Annotated in this window: 14 protein-coding genes; 7 read left to right on the forward strand and 7 right to left on the reverse strand. The window is 62.3% G+C overall.

Features of this window, described 5'->3' with window-relative positions:
- Nucleotides 1-14: 14 nt before the first annotated feature.
- From AC1Q80_RS23330 to ppx, 4 genes are all read left to right on the forward strand, one after another.
- On the forward strand, nucleotides 15-1,136 hold the full coding sequence (locus tag AC1Q80_RS23330) for an AI-2E family transporter (protein ID WP_173419601.1): 1,122 nt from the start codon (nucleotides 15-17) through the stop codon (nucleotides 1,134-1,136).
- Nucleotides 1,137-1,182: 46 nt separating this feature from the next.
- Nucleotides 1,183-1,872, forward strand: coding sequence for a DnaA regulatory inactivator HdaA (gene hdaA / locus AC1Q80_RS23335; RefSeq protein ID WP_173419602.1), 690 nt, complete (start codon nucleotides 1,183-1,185; stop codon nucleotides 1,870-1,872).
- Between the two features lie 65 nt (nucleotides 1,873-1,937).
- Complete coding sequence (locus AC1Q80_RS23340; RefSeq protein WP_492362007.1) at nucleotides 1,938-4,124, forward strand: RNA degradosome polyphosphate kinase; 2,187 nt, start codon at nucleotides 1,938-1,940, stop codon at nucleotides 4,122-4,124.
- Nucleotides 4,125-4,135: 11 nt separating this feature from the next.
- On the forward strand, nucleotides 4,136-5,659 hold the full coding sequence (gene ppx, locus AC1Q80_RS23345) for an exopolyphosphatase (protein WP_492362008.1): 1,524 nt from the start codon (nucleotides 4,136-4,138) through the stop codon (nucleotides 5,657-5,659).
- 56 nt (nucleotides 5,660-5,715) lie between these two features.
- Here ppx and AC1Q80_RS23350 read toward each other — a convergent pair whose 3' ends face one another.
- Both AC1Q80_RS23350 and AC1Q80_RS23355 read right to left on the reverse strand, forming a co-directional pair.
- Nucleotides 5,716-7,074, reverse strand: coding sequence for an esterase-like activity of phytase family protein (locus tag AC1Q80_RS23350; RefSeq protein ID WP_492362009.1), 1,359 nt, complete (start codon nucleotides 7,072-7,074; stop codon nucleotides 5,716-5,718).
- A 114-nt stretch (nucleotides 7,075-7,188) separates the two neighbouring features.
- A complete protein-coding gene (locus AC1Q80_RS23355; protein WP_492362010.1) occupies nucleotides 7,189-8,085 on the reverse strand; it encodes an AraC family transcriptional regulator in 897 nt (298 codons plus the stop codon).
- On the opposite strand from AC1Q80_RS23355, the gene AC1Q80_RS23360 reads away from it, so the two are divergent.
- Entirely contained in the window at nucleotides 8,084-8,491 is a 408-nt protein-coding gene (locus AC1Q80_RS23360) for a DUF2000 family protein (protein WP_173419607.1), read from the forward strand. The two genes, AC1Q80_RS23355 and AC1Q80_RS23360, sit on opposite strands and share 2 nt — an antisense overlap.
- A 3-nt stretch (nucleotides 8,492-8,494) precedes the next feature.
- Here AC1Q80_RS23360 and AC1Q80_RS23365 read toward each other — a convergent pair whose 3' ends face one another.
- The 4 genes from AC1Q80_RS23365 to AC1Q80_RS23380 form a co-directional block, all read right to left on the reverse strand.
- Nucleotides 8,495-9,535, reverse strand: coding sequence for an adenylate/guanylate cyclase domain-containing protein (locus AC1Q80_RS23365; RefSeq protein WP_209791209.1), 1,041 nt, complete (start codon nucleotides 9,533-9,535; stop codon nucleotides 8,495-8,497).
- A 172-nt stretch (nucleotides 9,536-9,707) separates the two neighbouring features.
- Nucleotides 9,708-10,859 carry a ribonuclease D gene (gene rnd / locus AC1Q80_RS23370; protein ID WP_173419609.1) on the reverse strand — a complete coding sequence of 384 codons (1,152 nt, stop codon included), beginning with the start codon at nucleotides 10,857-10,859 and terminating at the stop codon, nucleotides 9,708-9,710.
- Nucleotides 10,860-10,937: 78 nt separating this feature from the next.
- A complete protein-coding gene (locus AC1Q80_RS23375) occupies nucleotides 10,938-12,338 on the reverse strand; it encodes a multicopper oxidase family protein (RefSeq protein WP_492362011.1) in 1,401 nt (466 codons plus the stop codon).
- A 100-nt stretch (nucleotides 12,339-12,438) separates the two neighbouring features.
- Nucleotides 12,439-13,677 carry an MFS transporter gene (locus AC1Q80_RS23380; RefSeq protein ID WP_173419611.1) on the reverse strand — a complete coding sequence of 413 codons (1,239 nt, stop codon included), beginning with the start codon at nucleotides 13,675-13,677 and terminating at the stop codon, nucleotides 12,439-12,441.
- Between the two features lie 311 nt (nucleotides 13,678-13,988).
- Here AC1Q80_RS23380 and aspS point away from each other — a divergent pair, with 311 nt between their 5' ends.
- Complete coding sequence (aspS, locus tag AC1Q80_RS23385) at nucleotides 13,989-15,776, forward strand: aspartate--tRNA ligase (protein ID WP_492362012.1); 1,788 nt, start codon at nucleotides 13,989-13,991, stop codon at nucleotides 15,774-15,776.
- Between the two features lie 79 nt (nucleotides 15,777-15,855).
- On the opposite strand, the gene AC1Q80_RS23390 is transcribed toward aspS, so the two are convergent.
- The gene (locus AC1Q80_RS23390; RefSeq protein ID WP_492362013.1) at nucleotides 15,856-17,061 is read right to left on the reverse strand and encodes a serine hydrolase domain-containing protein; all 1,206 of its coding nucleotides are present in this window, start codon (nucleotides 17,059-17,061) and stop codon (nucleotides 15,856-15,858) included.
- 66 nt (nucleotides 17,062-17,127) lie between these two features.
- Between AC1Q80_RS23390 and AC1Q80_RS23395 the strand changes: the two genes are divergently transcribed.
- Entirely contained in the window at nucleotides 17,128-17,778 is a 651-nt protein-coding gene (locus tag AC1Q80_RS23395) for a TetR/AcrR family transcriptional regulator (RefSeq protein ID WP_492362014.1), read from the forward strand.
- Nucleotides 17,779-17,843 lie beyond the last annotated feature (65 nt).

The following is a 17,843-nucleotide window of genomic DNA, read 5'->3' on the forward strand; positions in this document are numbered from 1 at the left end:
TTACGGGGAACACCATGGACATAAAAGTCAGCGGTTCGGGACTTCAGCGCCAGGTTATTTTCTGGCTGCTGGTGCTTGCCGCCTTCATCGCCTTCCTGATGGTTTTCAGCTCGATCCTGCTGCCGTTCCTGGCCGGCATGGCGCTGGCCTATTTCCTCGATCCGGTCGCTGACCGCCTTGAACGCCTCGGCCTTAGCCGCCTGATGGCGACAGTCGTGATTCTCATCGGCTTCGTGGTCATCTTTGCCCTGTCTTTGATGATCATCATTCCCGTGATCTTCACGCAGGCCGCCGATTTCATCCAGAAGATGCCCGGCTATATCGCCAAGCTGCAGGAACTGTTGACCGACAGCCAGTCGACCTTGTTGCCGGACTGGCTTGCGGACCAGATGACGGCGATCAAGCAGAATTCGGCCAAACTGCTGGAGCAGGGCGCCAGCTTCCTCGGCACGCTCTTCCAGCAGCTCTGGAATTCCGGCATGGCGCTGCTCGACATCCTGTCGCTCTTCGTCATCACGCCTGTTGTCGCCTTCTATCTGCTGCTCGACTGGGACCGGATGGTCGATAGGGTCGACAGCTGGGTGCCGCGCGACTATGTCGGCGTCGTCCGCCAGATCGCCCGCGACATGAACACGACGATCGCTGGCTTCGTTCGCGGTCAGGGCTCGCTCTGCATCATCCTTGGCCTTTACTATGGCATCGGCCTATCTCTCGTGGGTCTCAATTTCGGCCTGCTCATCGGCCTGTTTGCCGGCATGATCAGCTTCGTCCCCTATGTCGGCTCGATGGTGGGGCTGGTGCTGGCGGTCGGCGTGGCGCTGGTGCAGTTCTGGCCGGATTATCTCTGGATCGGGCTTGTCGCCGCCATCTTCTTCAGCGGCCAGTTTCTGGAAGGCAACATCCTGCAGCCCAAGCTGGTCGGCAAGAGCGTCGGCCTGCATCCGGTCTGGCTGATGTTCGCGCTGCTTGCCTTCGGCGCCCTCTTCGGTTTCGTCGGGCTGCTCGTTGCCGTTCCCGCGGCGGCGGCCATCGGCGTGCTTGTTCGCTTCGGCATCCAGCGATACCTTGATAGTGACCTCTACCATGGACATGGGAAGGTCGCGGTGAAGAAGACAAAGGGCAATCAGCCCGGGTGATGGCGATCAGCCCGGCTGATCGTCCCCTCCTTGTCCCGAGTACAGCATGACAAAACGTCCCTTCGAACAACTGCCATTGGCATTCGACCACGACCCGGCAACGGGTCGTGAAGATCTGCTCGTTTCTGATCGGTTGAGCGCGGCGATCGCCATCGTCGACCACTGGCCCGACTGGCCGTCGCCTGTTGTCATCATCGCGGGGCCGGTCGGTTCCGGAAAATCGCATCTCGCCAGCATCTGGAAGGAGAGGGCGGGCGCGCGGACGATCCACCCGGTCGCGGACAGTGATGCGGCGTTGATCGCCGCGGAAGGGCCCGTTCTGTTCGAGGACGCCGACCGCCAGGGTTTTGACGACACCACGCTGTTTCATGTCATCAACAGCGTCCGCCAGCATGGCACCGGTCTGTTGATGACCTCGCGGCTCTGGCCGATGTCCTGGCCGGTCGTTCTTCCCGATCTGCGCTCGCGCCTGAAGGCGGCAACGGTCGTCGAGATCGGCGAGCCTGATGACGAACTGTTGACGCAGGTGCTGATCAAGCTCTTTGCCGATCGCCAGCTTTTGATCGATGAACGGCTCGTCGGCTATATCGTCCAGCGCATGGAGCGCTCGCTCGAGGCGGCCCAGACGATCGTTGAGCGCATCGACCGGCTGGCACTTGCCCGAGGCGTCAGGCTGACCCGGTCGCTTGCGGCCGAAGTCCTGGAAGAGCTTGGAAATCAACGCCATTCCGATTGACTGTCACAGTTCCGTCGTCAAACTGTTATAGTTCCTGCCTGCGGAGAAATGGGGTCTGATCGGCAATGGATAATGCGACGTCTGCGGTGAACGAGAACAAACAGACGGTGGAGGAAGTCGATCTGCTCTCCAGTCCGGAGCGGTTCATCAATCGCGAATTTTCCTGGCTGCAGTTCAATCGACGCGTGCTTGAAGAGACGCTCAACACGGCGCATCCGCTGTTGGAGCGGGTTCGCTTCCTGTCGATTTCGGCCGCCAACCTCGACGAATTCTTCATGGTGCGTGTCGCCGGCCTTGAAGGCCAGGTGCGCCAGGGGCTCGCCATGCGGTCGCCTGACGGTAAGACACCGGCCGAGCAGCTCGAAGACATCCTGAAGGAAATCGATAACCTGCAAATGGAGCAGCAGGCCTCGCTTGCTGTGTTGCAGCAATATCTTGCCAAGGAAGACATCCTGATCGTCCGGCCGGCGTCCTTGTCCGCACAGGACAAGAGCTGGCTTGCCAACGAGTTCGACCAGCTGATCTTTCCGGTGCTGACGCCGCTGTCGATCGATCCGGCGCACCCATTCCCATTCATCCCGAACCTCGGTTTCTCGATGGGCCTTCAGCTCGTCAGCAAGAACGGCCGCGAGCCGATGACGGCGCTGTTGCGCCTGCCGGTGGCGCTCGACCGCTTCATCCGCCTGCCTGATGTCAAGAACGTCATCCGCTACATCACGCTGGAAGACATGGTCAGTCAGTTCATCGACAGGCTGTTCCCGGGCTATGAGGTCAATGGTTCCGGCACGTTCCGCATCATCCGAGACAGCGACATCGAAGTCGAGGAAGAGGCGGAAGATCTGGTGCGCTTCTTTGAAACCGCGCTGAAGCGCCGGCGCCGCGGCTCGGTGATCCGCATCGAACTCGATTCGGAAATGCCTGCTTCGCTGCGCCAGTTCGTCGTTCAGGAATTGAGCGTTCCGGAAAACCGCGTTGCCGTGCTGCCCGGTCTTCTGGCATTGAACACGCTGTCGGAGATCACCAAGGCGCCGCGCGACGATCTGCGCTTCGAGCCCTATAATCCGCGCTTCCCGGAGCGCGTGCGCGAGCACGCCGGCGATTGTTTTGCCGCGATCCGCGAAAAGGACATGGTGGTCCACCACCCCTACGAATCCTTCGACGTCGTCGTGCAGTTCCTGCTGCAGGCGGCTCGCGATCCGGAAGTGGTGGCGATCAAGCAGACGCTCTACCGCACCTCGAACGACAGCCCGATCGTGCGCGCGCTTGTCGACGCGGCCGAAGCGGGAAAGTCGGTGACGGCGCTGGTTGAGCTGAAGGCGCGCTTCGACGAGGAAGCCAACATCCGCTGGGCGCGTGACCTGGAGCGCGCCGGTGTGCAGGTCGTCTTCGGCTTCATCGAGCTCAAGACCCATGCCAAGATGTCGATGGTCGTGCGCCGCGAGGAGGGCCGGTTGCGCACCTATTGCCACCTCGGCACCGGCAACTATCACCCGGTCACGGCGAAGATCTACACCGACCTGTCCTTCTTCACGTGCAATCCCGTCATGGCCCACGACATGGCGAACATCTTCAATTTCATCACCGGCTACGGCGAGCCGGAAGCCGGCATGAAGCTGGCGGTTTCACCGCACACGCTGCGCCCTCGCATCCTCAAGCATATCGAGGAGGAGATCGAGCACGCCAAGGCCGGCCGGCCCGCCGCGATCTGGATGAAGATGAATTCGCTCGTCGACCCCGACATCATCGATGCCCTCTACAAGGCCAGCCGTGCAGGCGTCGAAATCGACCTCGTCGTGCGCGGCATCTGCTGCTTGCGACCGCAGGTTCCCGGCCTTTCCGACAATATTCGTGTCAAGTCCATCGTCGGCAGATTCCTCGAACACTCCCGCATATTTTGTTTCGGCAACGGTCATGGCCTTCCATCGGAGAATGCGCTTGTCTATATCGGCTCGGCGGATATGATGCCGCGCAATCTGGACCGGCGGGTTGAGACGCTTGTGCCTCTTATCAACCGGACTGTGCACGAACAGGTTCTTTCGCAGATCATGCTGGGCAATCTCATCGACAACCAGCAGAGCTACGAAATTCTTCCCGACGGCACGTCTCGCCGGATGGAAGTCGGCAAGGACGCCGAGCCGTTCAACGCGCAGCATTATTTCATGACCAACCCCAGCCTCTCCGGCCGGGGTGAAGCCCTGAAGTCCAGCGCACCGAAGCTGATTGCCGGCTGGAAGAGCAGCTGGCGCAAGTAAACTGGTTTTGCATGGTCGAATCTGAAGCGCAGGGGCGTCTGCCCGGCATCCGCCCGGTTTCCGTTGTGGATATCGGCTCGAACTCCATTCGCCTTGTCGTCTACGAAGGCCTGAGCCGCGCCCCGGCCATGCTGTTCAACGAAAAGGTCATGTGCGGTCTGGGCAAGGGCATCGATGCCACGGGCCGCATGGACGAAGAGAGCGTCGAGCGCGCTCTGCGGGCGTTGCATCGCTTTAACGCGCTGTCGCAGCAGGCGCGCGCGACGTCCATGTATGTGCTGGCCACAGCGGCTGCCCGCGAGGCGAGCAACGGTCCGGCCTTCATTGCCAAGGCCGAGGCCATCCTCGGTCACAAGGTGCGCATCCTCACTGGCGAGGAAGAAGCCTATTTCTCCGCCATGGGCATCGTCAGCGGCTATCATGATCCCGATGGCGTGGTCGGCGACCTCGGAGGCGGTTCGCTGGAACTCGATGAGGTCAGCGGCACGACGATTGGCAAGGGCATCACGCTCCCGCTCGGCGGTATCCGCCTCTTCGAGCACAGCGGCGGCTCGCTGCCAAGGGCACGCACCTGGGTGCGCAAATTCATGAAAAGCACCCCGGTGCTGAAAGCCGGCGCCGGCCGCACTTTTTATGCCGTCGGTGGCACCTGGCGCTCGATCGCCAAGCTGCACATGGAAATCCGGAACTATCCCCTGCATATGATGCAGGGCTACGAGATTTCCTACGACGAGGCGATGGCGCTGCTACCGGAAGTGATCGAGCCGAAGAACATCAAGCCGTCGGCCTACGCGACGATCTCCAAGAGCCGTCGCAGCCTGCTTCCTTTCGGCGCCATCGTGATGCAGGAGGCGCTGTCTATTATGAGGCCGGAACGGATTTCGTTCTCGGCGCTCGGCGTTCGCGAAGGCTATCTCTTCTCCCTCCTGAACGAGAACGAGCGGGCGCAGGATCCGCTGCTGACCGCTGCCGGCGAAATCGCCATCCTGCGGGCGCGTTCGCCCGAACATGCCCGTGAGCTTGCCGACTGGACCGGCCGCATGGTGCCGTTCTTCGGCGTCGAGGAAACCGAAGAGGAGAGCCGCTATCGCCAGGCGGCCTGCCTTCTTGCCGATATCAGCTGGCGAGCCCACCCGGATTATCGAGGCCTGCAGGCGCTGAACATCATCGCCCACTCGACTTTCTCCGGCATCACCCATGCGGGACGGGCCTATATCGCGCTTGCCAATTACTATCGCTTCGAAGGGCTGAACGATGATGGCGCGACCGGCGCCCTGACCGGGATTACCACGCCGCGGCTGCTGGAACTGGCAAAGCTGCTCGGCGGCCTTTTGCGCGTCGCCTATCTCTTCTCTGCTTCGATGCCGGGTGTGGCGAAGAACCTGACGTTCCGCAAATCGTCATTGCCGGATATCGATCTGGAGATCGTCGTGCCCGCGGCCTATTCTGAGTTTGCCGGCGAGCGCCTCGACGGGCGGCTGCAGCAGCTCGGCAAGCTGACCGGCAGAAGACTGGCATTCCATTTCGAGAGCTGAACGCTTCTCGATCTCAGTTGAAGGGCGCGCGGACTGAAATCCGCGCGCCCTTTTGTTTATTCGGCTTTCAGGAAGTCGCCGACTTCGAGCAGGACGAACTCGTTGTCGTCGGCCTTGTCGAGCGCGCGGCCGGCCGAGAACGGCAGGTTGTTGTCGTTACCAACGATGATGTGCGTGGCATCGACGCGATCGACGTTTTCGATCGTCACGAACGGCATGTCGTAATAGCCGTCGCCGCCGCCCTGTCGCTTCTTGTTGTCAGGATCGGCGATCTTCAAGAGGTCGATGTAACCGATCTTGCGTACGGCCTTGCCGACATTGCTGTCGTCGAAGGCGATCTTGTAGACGCGCTTCACCTTCGATCCGACGGCAAAGCAATCCGGCTTCGGATCTTTCGGGTCGGCGCAGGCCCTGTCGAGCGTGCCGGCACCGTTGTCGCGTTCGATTACCAGGGCTGTTCTGTCGTCAAGCATGTTGAAGTCGCCGATGGCTTCGCCGCCTTCCGCAAGCGGATAGAGCCAGCTGCGGCCCGTCCAGGCCTTGGTGGCGACGTCGAGTTCGATGACGCGCAGCGCCGGACGGCCTTCCGCCTGTTCGACGGTTTCGCTGTCGGTCCAGATCGGGCCTTCGAGCAGGCCGTAAAGCTTGGCTCCGTCCTTCGAAAGGGCCATGCCTTCATAGCCACCGGAGCGCTTCAGGTTGAAGGCTGGCGTCTTCTTCGAGGGGTCGCCCTGCAGCGTCAGGGTCGGGTTGTCGGGCGACATTACCGGCTTTTCATTGACCGTCGTCGCGATGACGTCGGTCAGCTTACCGTCGACGTCGAACTTCAGGATATAAGGACCGAATTCCTCGCCGACCCAGAAGCCGTCTGCGACAGGCTGGATCGATTCGACGTCGAAGTCGGCGCCTGTCAGGTAGCGCTTGTCGGAGCCTTCCATGACGATCGGGAAGGGGGCCTTGCGGTCGGGATCCGTGAGAAACACTGTCTTCAGCGCCTCGACCTTGCCGGCATCCCAGTCCATCTTCACGTGGTGCAGCATCAGCATGGCATCGGTGGAGTTCAGCTTGCTGCCGAAGCCGTTGTCGGACAGGCTCCAGAAGGTGCCGTCTTCCATCGCCTTGATGCCGGAGAAGCCCTGCATCGGCTGGCCGTTGAACGGCAGCGACAGGCCGGTCGGGCGCACGCCGTCCTTGCCGGGCACGGTGCCGAGCGCGTCAGCGCGCTTGCGGTCGGCGGTGGTGAACTTGCCCGAGGTCTTGAGATATTCCGGTGCGTCCGACGGTGCGGCCAGAATCGTGTTTGCCGGCAGGATCGCATGCGCCTTGAGGGTTGCGGGAAAGGCTTTTTCCTCAGCCAGGGCGGTCGTCGTCATCAAAAGGGAGAGCGCCGCGGTGGCGAGAAGCGTTTTGGTCATGAAAGTCACCATCGGTTGGATGCCAGAGTACGCAAACCCGATAGGCGGCTTTGATGACGGTTGGGTGATATCTGGCTTACAGCGCGGTGAAGCTTTGATGACAGGGCATCGGCGTCAGCCGGCAAGGGCAAGCGTTGCCCATCGCCCAGGTGTGACGCCATAGGCGCGCTTGAAGTGGCGGGTGAAATGAGCCTGGTCGGCAAAGCCGGTGTCGAGCGCCGCACCCGCCAGGCTGTGGCCGGTGGCGATCATCCGGCGCGCCTGCTCCAGCCGCCGCATCAGCAGGTAGCGGTGCGGGCTGGTGCCGAGTACCTTGCGGAACTGGCGGGCGAGCGTGAAGCGATCAAGGCCGCTGATGGTCTCGAGTTCCTGCGACCCGACAGGGCGATCGAGGTTGGCTCTGAGGTAATCCGTCGCCTCGAACACTGCCCGTTTCGCAGACCTGCCGGCAGCCTTGCCCGTTGTTCCGGCATGGCGGCACAGGCCCTCGGCGATGCGGGTGAGAATGTCGTCCAGCGCCAGTTCGTCGATGCCGCAGTCGAGATCCATGACGGCTTCGCTGATGGCCTGGCGCAGGGCGACATCGCCGACCACCGGCGCGGCGATGAAAGGCAGGGCTGCGCCGGTGTCGCCAAGCGCTGCGATCAACCGTTCCGGCCGCAGATACATCATCCGGTAGCGAAGGGTCGCCTCCGTACCGGCGCCACCGTCGTGCATCTCGTCCGGATGAATGATGATGATGCTTCCGGGCGTGCTGTAGCGGCTCTCGCCGCGATATTGGAAGGTCTGGATGCCGCCGAGCGTGACGCCGAGCGCATAGGTGTCGTGACGATGCGGCTCGAACACCTTTCCATGCAGCCGAGCTTCAATCCGCTCTATGCCGTCCACTGGCGCAGCGACGCGGATGCCGTCACCCGGCGATCCGCACAATCGTTCAAGATCGACCGACGCGTCTTCGGCTAGTGCCTTCTCGGGCACGCCCTGATGTCCTGAAATGGAGATACCCGTCATGTTCGACACCAAGTTCGCGATCGTGTTGCGCGAGGATCTGGCCACCTGGCAGAAGCTGAACGTCACCGCATTTCTGGCCACCGGCATCGCCGGACAGAAGCCGGCAATCATCGGTGAAGCCTATCGCGATGGCGCCGGCAATGTCTACAACGCGTTGAGCGTCCAGCCGATCATCGTGTTATCGGCAGATGGTGCGACGCTCGGACAGATTCAACGGCGCGCGATCGAAAGAGAGATTCGCACCTCTGTTTATGTCGATGCCATGTTCTCGACCGGCCATGATAGCGCCAATCGTGCGGTCTTTGCTGAGACGCGGCCTGGTGACGCGAAGGTCGCCGGCATCGCCGTTCATGCCGACAAGAAGCTGGTCGACAAGATCACCAAGGGGGCAAAGCTGCACGGATGAAGGCTAGCTGGCCAGTTGCGGCGCCGGCGCACCCCCGGCGCGAAGCGCCAGCACGCCGAGCTTCTGTCCGCGTCCCTTGACGGCGTGCTCACCGAGATCCTCGACACGCACATAGTGAGGCAGTCGCATCTTGCGAGCAAGGTCGGCGGAAATGAGAACTTGATGGTTCAACGTCTTGCAGAAGCCTTCAAGCCGGGCCGTCGTGTTCACCGTGTCGCCGAAATAGGTGATCTTGTGGCGGTCGAGGCCGATCTCGGCCGCGACGATGGTTCCCCCATGGAGAGCCGCACGCAGACGCGGAACCTCGCCGAATTCCTTCTGCCAGCGGTGCGCGTCCGCGTCGATCATCTCCAGAATGTCGAAGACGCAATGGATGCAAGCTGCGTTGTTTGTGGCCCGGTCGAAGGGCCAGGTGATGACTGCAGCGTCTCCCACATAGTCGTCGATCGATCCGCGATAGCGCAGAACCGGATCTGCGATCGTCGCGAACAGCTTGCCGAGGTATTCCTGCATCCGCAGGTCGCCATTGCGCTCGGCATAGGAGGTCGAACCGGCGAGATCGATGAACAGGAAGACACGCTCTTCCTGGACCGGCCTGCGGTAGCGCCCGGTCAGCAGGCTTAGGAAGACGTCGCGCCCGAGCAGTTCACGGACCCTGAGGATGAAGACGAGCGAGCCCGAGATGGCCAATGCAAAGAGCAGAACCGTCTTGGACGGCAGCATCGCCTCCATCCAGTGATCGTTCATCACACCGCTCATCCCCATGATCAGGCCGGCGGCTGCGTAACCGATATCGAGCAGCACGAAATAGATTGCGAGCGAGGCGACGAAGAAGACCGGTGTCGAGAAGGTATGGATCCGTCGATTGAGACGCCGGAAAATGATGCGGCGCTCGAATGCAATGATCGGCGTGCACATGAACAGTGCATAGGTCGCGCCGATCAGCCAACCTGTCCCATAAACAATCCACGCGTAGACGGCGCCGGCCGCAGCAACGACCAGCAGCAGGAGAAGTCCTTCGAAAGTGGAGAAACGCCAGCGCATGCGGAAAGGCCTCGGAACCCGATAACGGAAGAAGGGGCACGTCGGCCAACGTGGTTGTACCGTGTCGCGTCAGCGCGCCGATTCGCGATCCCTAGGATTGCGAATCGGTGGCGCCAAGGGGCCTTGGCTAGAGCCGGATTCGGGCGGAAGATTGTTGTCCGCCCGCGCGCCTTCAGTCGCCGATTTCCATCGCTTCGATCTTCTTGTCGACGAAGCGCAGAGCCACTTCGCCGTTGATCAATTTCAGCGCCGTATCGCCGAACAGCTCACGCCGCCAACCTTTCAGCGCGCCGACGTCGGCCTTCTCGCCCTCGGCGGCGATCTTGTCGAGATCGTCGCTGTTGGCGATGATCTTGGCAGCCACACCCTGTTTCTCGGCGATCAGCTTCAACAGCACCTTGAGCATTTCGGTGGCGGCGGCAGCACCTTCGGGCGTGTGGTTCTGTCGCGGCAAGCGTGGCAGGTCGGTCTTGGGAATAGCAAGCGCTTCGTTGACCGCCTCGGTCAGCGCTGCTCCCGCGCTCGAGCGCTCCCAGCCCTTCGGGATCGTTCGCAGCCGCGCCAGTGCCTCGGAATCCTTCGGCTGCTGTTGTGCCACTTCATAGATCGCATCGTCCTTGAGGATGCGACCGCGGGGAACGTTGCGATTGCGCGCCTCACGCTCGCGCCAGGCCGCAACCTTCTGCAGAACGGCAAGTTCGATGGGCTTCTTGACGCGCATCTTCAGGCGTTGCCAGGCGTCATCGGGATGCAGGTCGTAGGTGTCTTTGGCTTCGAGGATGGCCATTTCCTCCGACAGCCACAGCGAACGGCCTTCGCGCTCGAGCTGCGCGTTCAGGTGCTGATAGACGTCGCGCAGATGCGTGACGTCGGCCAGCGCGTAATCGAGCTGTTTCTCGGTCAGCGGGCGTCGGCTCCAGTCGGTAAAGCGCGAGGACTTGTCGATCTGCTCGCCCTTGATCCGGTTGACGAGCTGGTCGTAGGAGACGCTGTCGCCGAAGCCGCAGACCATGGCGGCGACCTGGGTGTCGAAAATCGGGTGCGGGATCAGGTTGCCGAGATGGAAAATGATCTCGATATCCTGGCGCGCGGCATGGAACACCTTGATCACGTCAGGGTTGGCCATCAGCGCAAAGAACGGCGCGAGGTCGATGCCCTTGGCCATCGGATCGACGATGACGGCCATATCCGGGTTCGCCATCTGGATCAGGCAAAGCTCCGGCCAGAAGGTGGTCTCACGCAGGAATTCCGTGTCGATCGTAATATAACTTGAGCGGGCCAGCTGCTGGCAGGCGGCCTCTAGATCTGCGGTTGTTTCAATCATCGGATTTAAATCACTGTGGCAAAAATGCGGCTAGGTTTTTCGTGTAGCCCTTCGTGCCATCCGTCACAATCGAAATTCTCAGACCACCTTGAAATAACCGGTCATGCCGGTCTTCTGATGCTCGATGATGTGGCAGTGGAACACCCAGTCGCCAAGATTGTCGGCAACAAGCGCAATTTCCGCCTGTTCGTCGGGCAAAAGCAGGATGGTGTCGGTCGGCGGCGGCAGGAATGTCCGCTTGTTCGAGCTTAGAATGCGGAAGCTCATGCCGTGCAGATGGATCGGATGGGCATGTGGCGTCCGGTTGGCGATCTGCATCACATAGCTCTTGCCGAGCTTCATCTCCTCGATCGGCGCGATCGGATCGGGCGTGTCGCCCGGCCACGGCACCTTGTTGATCGCCCAGAAGGTGTAGCCGAGCGAGCCGCAGATCGAGGGTGTCGCCTTGTGTTCGGCGGTGGCCGTCAGGTCGATCGGAATGCGCGTGGCAACCGACAGGTCCGCCTCGGCGATCGGATTGGCGGGCAGGGCTGAGACATCGCGGATATCGCGTTTCAAGGATGGCCCCGCCGCGCGGAAGCTTGCGATCGTCCAGGGATGCGAGCCGCGCAGATTGCCGAGCTTCACCGTGGCGCCCTCGCTGTCCGGCATCCTGACGACGAGGTCGATGCGCTGACCGGGGCCGACGTTGTAGCGGTCGAGAGGGAAGGGCTTGTCGAGCGGGTTGGCGTCCAGCGCCACGACCATGGCGTCCGCGCCCTCCAGCCCGAGCGTATAGATCCGCGTGACGTCCGTTGCGGCAATCCGGACCCTGACGAGGCCGCCGGCCGGCGCGTCATAGCTCGGCTCCTGCTGCCAGTTGGTGGTGCGCACCGTGCCGTAGGTGCCGCCGCGCGCGGCATCGCGCGGCTTGAACGGGTCGATGAATGCGCCGCCCTTGCCGAGCCGCCAGTCGCGCAGGTTCAAGACGATCTCGGCGTCGAACACGGGATCGTCAGGGTTTTCGACGACGATGACACCGGTGAGCCCGCTTCCCATCTGGGTCAGCGTGTTGCAGTGCGGGTGGTACCAGAACGTGCCGGCGTCCGGCGGCGTGAAGACGTAGTCGAAGGGATCGCCCGGATAGACATAAGGCTGGGTCATCTCCGGGACGCCGTCCATGGCGTTGGGGATGCGAAGCCCGTGCCAATGCACGGTCGTCGGCTCGTCGAGCCTGTTCATCAGTCTTGCCGCGTAGGGTTCGCCCATGCGCATCCTCAGCACGGGCGGCATGCCGTTGCTGACAGAGTCCCCGAGCCCATAGGTCATGACCTTGGGCGTAACGCCGTCTGCGGCGATCTGCGCCTCGGTCAATTGCGCCGTCAGGATCTGCGGATCGGGCGCAGCGCCGGCGCGTGCCGCCATGCCCGCGCCGAGCGCGAAGGCGCCACCCAAAGCGGCGGAGCCCTGGAGGAACGTGCGGCGGCTGATCAGGGACATTCTGGCAATCTCGGCAACTGGATGGGACGACAGGTCAGGTTCTAAACCTGATCGTCGCAATCAGCAATTCGCTCGCGCAGGCACATCTTGCCGCAGGGGTTCAGTCGTCCTTGCGCGGTTGGCTTCCACCCGCGAGCTTGTTGAAGAAGGACGACGTCCGCAGCAGGTTGCGAAACGGCATGGCTCGGGCTTCCGTCGGCACGCCGCTGCGGGCCGTCATGCGCCTGATTGTATAGAGCATGAAGAGGAAGAGGATGGCGGCGGTATAGATGAACAGCGCCTGCGGGCCGAAGATTTCGAGCAGGAAGGAGGCAAACAGCGGGCCGATGATCGCACCGAGCGACCAGAAGAACAGCATGCCCGCGGAGACCAGCGCATGCTGGCCTTCCGCCGCGTGGTCGTTGGCATGAGCCGAGCACAGCGAATAGAGCGGCATGGCGAAAGCGCCGAACAGGAAGATGCCGGCGAAGTTCAGCAACTCGTCGTTGCCGGCGCCGAAGGCGAGGAAAAGCCCAGCGAGCAAGGACCCGAAGGTGGCAATCAGGATGATCAGGCGCCGGTCGATCTGATCGGAGTAGTGGCCGAGCGGGTATTGCAAGACGACGCCACCGATGATGCCGGCGCTCATGAAGGTGGCGATCGCCGTGACGGACAGCCCGATCCCTTGCGCGTAGATCGGGCCAAGGGAGCGGAAGGCGGCATTGGTCAGGCCGACGACGATGCACCCGACGGTCGCGAGCGGTGAGATGTTCCAGAGCGCCCTGACGTCGAAGCGGATCGCCTCCGGCGCTACCGGGCTCGACCGGTCGGCAAAGGAAATAGGCACGAGCGACAGGGTCAATGCCATCGAGATGATGGCAAAGAGTTCGAAGCCGCCGATCCCGATGCCAGGAATGATGTATTGGGCCGCGGTAACCGAGCCGAGATCGACCAGGCGATAGACGGACAGCGTCCGCGCGCGATTCGTATTGGTGACGCTGGCGTTCAGCCAGCTCTCAACGGTCGCAAAAAGACAGGCGAAGGCGATACCGGCGACCAGCCGCATCAGGAACCACATGAACGGGTTGATGACGAGCACCATGGCGATCGCCGCCGCCGATGCGATTGCTGCCATCGCCGAGAACGTGCGGATATGCCCGATCGAGCGCAGGATGCGGGTGACATAGATGCAGCCAAGCGCGAAGCCGATATTGTAGCCGGCGCCGATGACACCGATCAGCGATGTCGAGAAGCCTTCTTCCAGCGCTCTGAGCGAGATGAACGTGCCTTGCAGTCCGTTGCCACCGATGAGGATGCCTGCGGTGACAAGAAGCGGAATGAGCGGACGAATTTGCGACATGGGGCAGGCGACTTCCGAAGGGCTCGCGAGTCGGGATAAAGGCGGACGCAATATGTGTAACGGCGCATTCGGATGGCGCACAGTCGCGAATTGTGACGATATCCGTTCTTTTCGCGCCGTTTGAGCGAAAGCCTTGTCTTCAGCCCGTGAACAGGGGCGAATTTGTCCGCCGTCGGCGACGCTTCCCGAAGGGAACGCAGACGTCTCGGCTTGACAAAGCCGGCGCATCATGCGCTTTTCCGCCCGATTTTGATCATGTTGCCGCGCGCCGTTCCGGCCTGCGCGGCGCTTTGCAATTCCGGGATAACACGATGCACCGCTACCGCAGCCACACCTGTGCCGCCCTCCGCAAGTCGGATGTCGGCTCCACCGTTCGCCTCTCCGGTTGGGTCCACCGCGTCCGCGACCATGGCGGCTTGCTTTTCATCGATCTGCGTGACCACTACGGCATCACCCAGGTCGTCGCCGATCCCGACAGCCCCGCCTTCAAGGCGGCCGAAACGGTTCGTGGCGAATGGGTCGTGCGCATCGACGGCCTCGTCAAGGCCCGCATGGACGACACCGTCAACAAGGGCATGCCGACGGGCGAAATCGAGCTCTACGCCCAGGAGATCGAGGTTCTTTCTGCCGCCAAGGAATTGCCGCTGCCGGTCTTCGGCGAGCCGGATTATCCGGAAGATGTGCGCCTGAAGTACCGCTTCCTCGACCTGCGCCGCGACACGCTGCACAAGAACATCGTCAAGCGCACGCAGATCATCTCGTCGATGCGCCGCCACATGGGCGAAGTCGGCTTCACCGAATACACCACCCCGATCCTGACGGCCTCGTCGCCGGAAGGCGCACGCGACTTCCTCGTGCCGTCGCGCATCCATCCCGGCAGCTTCTACGCCCTGCCGCAGGCGCCGCAGCAGTACAAGCAGCTCCTGATGGTTGCCGGTTTCGACCGCTATTTCCAGATCGCGCCGTGCTTCCGCGATGAAGACCCGCGCGCCGACCGCCTGCCGGGCGAGTTCTACCAGCTCGACCTCGAAATGAGCTTCGTCGAGCAGGAAGACGTCTGGACGACGATGGAGCCTGTCATCCGCGACATCTTCGTCGAGTTTGCCGACGGCAAGCCGGTGACGAAAAAGTTCCCGCGGATTCCTTACGACACGGCGATCCGCAAATACGGCTCCGACAAGCCGGACCTGCGCAACCCGATCGAGATGCAGGCCGTTACCGAGCACTTCGCCGGCTCGGGCTTCAAGGTCTTCGCCAACATGATCGCGTCGAACCCGAAGGTCGAAGTCTGGGCAATCCCGGCCAAGACCGGTGGTTCGCGCGCCTTCTGCGACCGCATGAATGCCTGGGCGCAGAGCCAGGGCCAGCCAGGCCTCGGCTACATCTTCTGGCGCAAGGAAGGCGAAAAGCTCGAAGGCGCTGGCCCGCTTGCCAAGAATATCGGCGAGGAGCGCACCGATGCGATCCGCACGCAGCTCGGTCTCGATGACGGCGATGCCTGCTTCTTCGTCGCCGGCGATCCGTCGAAGTTCTACAAGTTTGCGGGTGAGGCCCGCACGCGGGCAGGCGAGGAGCTGAACCTCGTCGACCGTGATCGCTTTGAATTCTGCTGGATCGTCGACTTCCCGTTCTACGAATGGCTGGAAGACGAAAAGAAGATCGATTTCGCCCACAACCCCTTCTCGATGCCGCAGGGTGGCCTCGAGGCGCTGAACAGCGAAGATCCGCTGTCGCTCAAGGCCTACCAGTACGACATGGTCTGCAACGGCTTCGAGATCGCGTCCGGTTCGATCCGTAACCAGCTGCCGGAAGTCATGGTCAAGGCGTTCGAGCTGACCGGCAAGTCGCAGCAGGAAGTCGAAGAGCAGTTCGGTGGTCTCTACCGTGCGTTCCAGTACGGCGCGCCGCCGCATGGCGGCATGGCCTTCGGCATCGACCGCGTCGTCATGCTCTTGGTCGGTGCCAAGAACCTGCGCGAGATCTCGATCTTCCCGATGAACCAGCAGGCCGTCGACCTCCTGATGGGCGCGCCGTCCGAGGCGACGCCGGCGCAGCTGCGTGAACTGGCGCTTCGCCCGATCCCGCAGAAGAAGGACTAAGGTCTTCACAGACTGAGAAACAAAAGACCCGGCGGTTGCCTTCACCGCCGGGTCTTTTCATTTCTACCTGGGTGCAAGCTCAGGGCTTGGCGTAGACGGCGTCGCGCACATCCCGGGTAAACTGGCCCCACATGCCTTCGAACGCCGTGTTGGTCAGCGCCACCACCGTGATGTTTTCGACCGGGTCGACGAACCAGTTGTGGCCATAGGCGCCGCCCCACTGGATCGTGCCCTTGGACTGCGGCGTGCCGGCCGCCGCGGGATCGACGAGCACGGCCCAGCCGTAGCCAAAGCCCCAGCCGGGACCCTGTGTTTCCGCCTTGGGGCCGGTGTGGTCCTGCATCATAGTGCTGACCGTTTCCGGCGAGAGCAGTGGCCCGCCGCCCTTGCGGATCGTTTCCAGGAACGTCAGCAGGTCGTTCGCGGTCCCCGCCATGCCGGCGCCGCCAGAGGGGAAGGCATGGGCGTCGAGGATGCGGTCGGGCGAGAAGAGCACCTTGCCCTCGCCGATCGGTACGGCCACGTTACCCTCCATTCGGGCCGGCGCGGGCGAGCCATCGAAGTAGGCTGCGGTCAGCCTGTCCGTCTGTTTCACCGAAAACCCGGTGTCGGCCAGTGCCAGCGGCGTCACGACCAGTTCGTCGACAGCCTTGTCCAGCGTCTTGCCTGTGGCTTTCTCGATGACGGCGCCGAGCACGTCGATCGCCACGGAATAGCGCCAGGTCTCGCCCGGTCGCGATGCGAGCGGAACGGTGGCGATACGCTTCAGATTCTCGTCCAGGGTGATGCCGGAGAGATCGAGCCCATCGGAAACGCCGGCCTTCAAGTAGGAACCGCCTGGCGGCTGGAAGAAGCCGTACTCGAGCCCGGCGGTATGGTTGAGGAGGTGGCGCACCAGGATCGGCGCCTCGCTGCCCTCGAAGTTGGGCCGGAAATCCGGAAGCCATTTGCTGACGGGATCGTCCAGTTTGATGCGTCCCTGTTCGACAAGCCGCATCGCTGTCACCGTTACCAACGGCTTGGTCACCGAGGCAAAGCGGAAGATATCGTTCTGGTGCGCGGCACGGTTCGCTTCCCGGTCGGCAAGGCCCGCAGCTCTGGCATAAACAAGTTCGCCATCGCGAGCGACGAGAACGACGGTGCCGACAATGCGCTTTTCGGCAATCGCTCGATCGATCACCGGGTCGAGCTGCGCTTTGAGTGCCGATTGGCCGTGATCGTCGGCAAGTGCCGGAAAGGCGAGCAGCGCGGAGACCAGGGCAGCACTCTTGAGGTGGAGACTCATCGTGGAAAACCTCCTATAATCACAATGACCGTTCCTGAATATGTCAGATGCGATTCTAATTCTAGAGTGATCGTTGTGAAAAATAGCAGTTTGTTGGAATCATCTACCCGCCGGCGTGGACGACCACGTGCTTTCGACCGCGATGTTGCGCTTGCGGCCGCCGGAGAAACCTTTTGGCGACTGGGATACGAGGGGGCATCGATTGCCGATCTGACCGCAGCCATGGGGATTACGCCGCAGAGCCTCTATGCGGCCTTCGTCTCCAAGGCGGAGCTCTATCGCGAGGCGCTTGAGCGCTATCGGCAGGAGGAAGGGGCGGCGGCCGGCCGGAGCCTGAACCGTGAAGGGCACGTGGTCGATGCTATTGCGAGGCTTCTTCGGATTTCAGCCCATGAGTTTTCGCTTCCCGGTCGGCCGAAAGGCTGCATGATCTCGACCGCCGTTTTGACATGCGCTGTCGAAAATGACGCGATCGCCCGCCACGTGACCGCTCTTCGCAGTCAGACACTCGCGGCGCTCGAAGCGCGGCTTCGCCGCGGCATCGAAGTAGGCGAATTGCAAGAGCATACGGATGCGGCCGGGCTTGCTCGCTTTATCGGCGCCATCCTGCAAGGAATGACGGTGCAGGCTCAGGACGGAGCCGGAGAGGCGGATCTCTTGCCGATTGCCGATTTTGCCATTGCCGAGGTCGCGCGTCACTGCCGGGGCGCGGCCTGAGTTCACGGCAGTCCCGCTCCTCGGCCTGAGCTGGCCGGTCCGCAACCTATGGCACTCGGCCCCGC

Source organism: Ensifer sp. GW823-FHT05D09, from assembly GCF_058795755.1.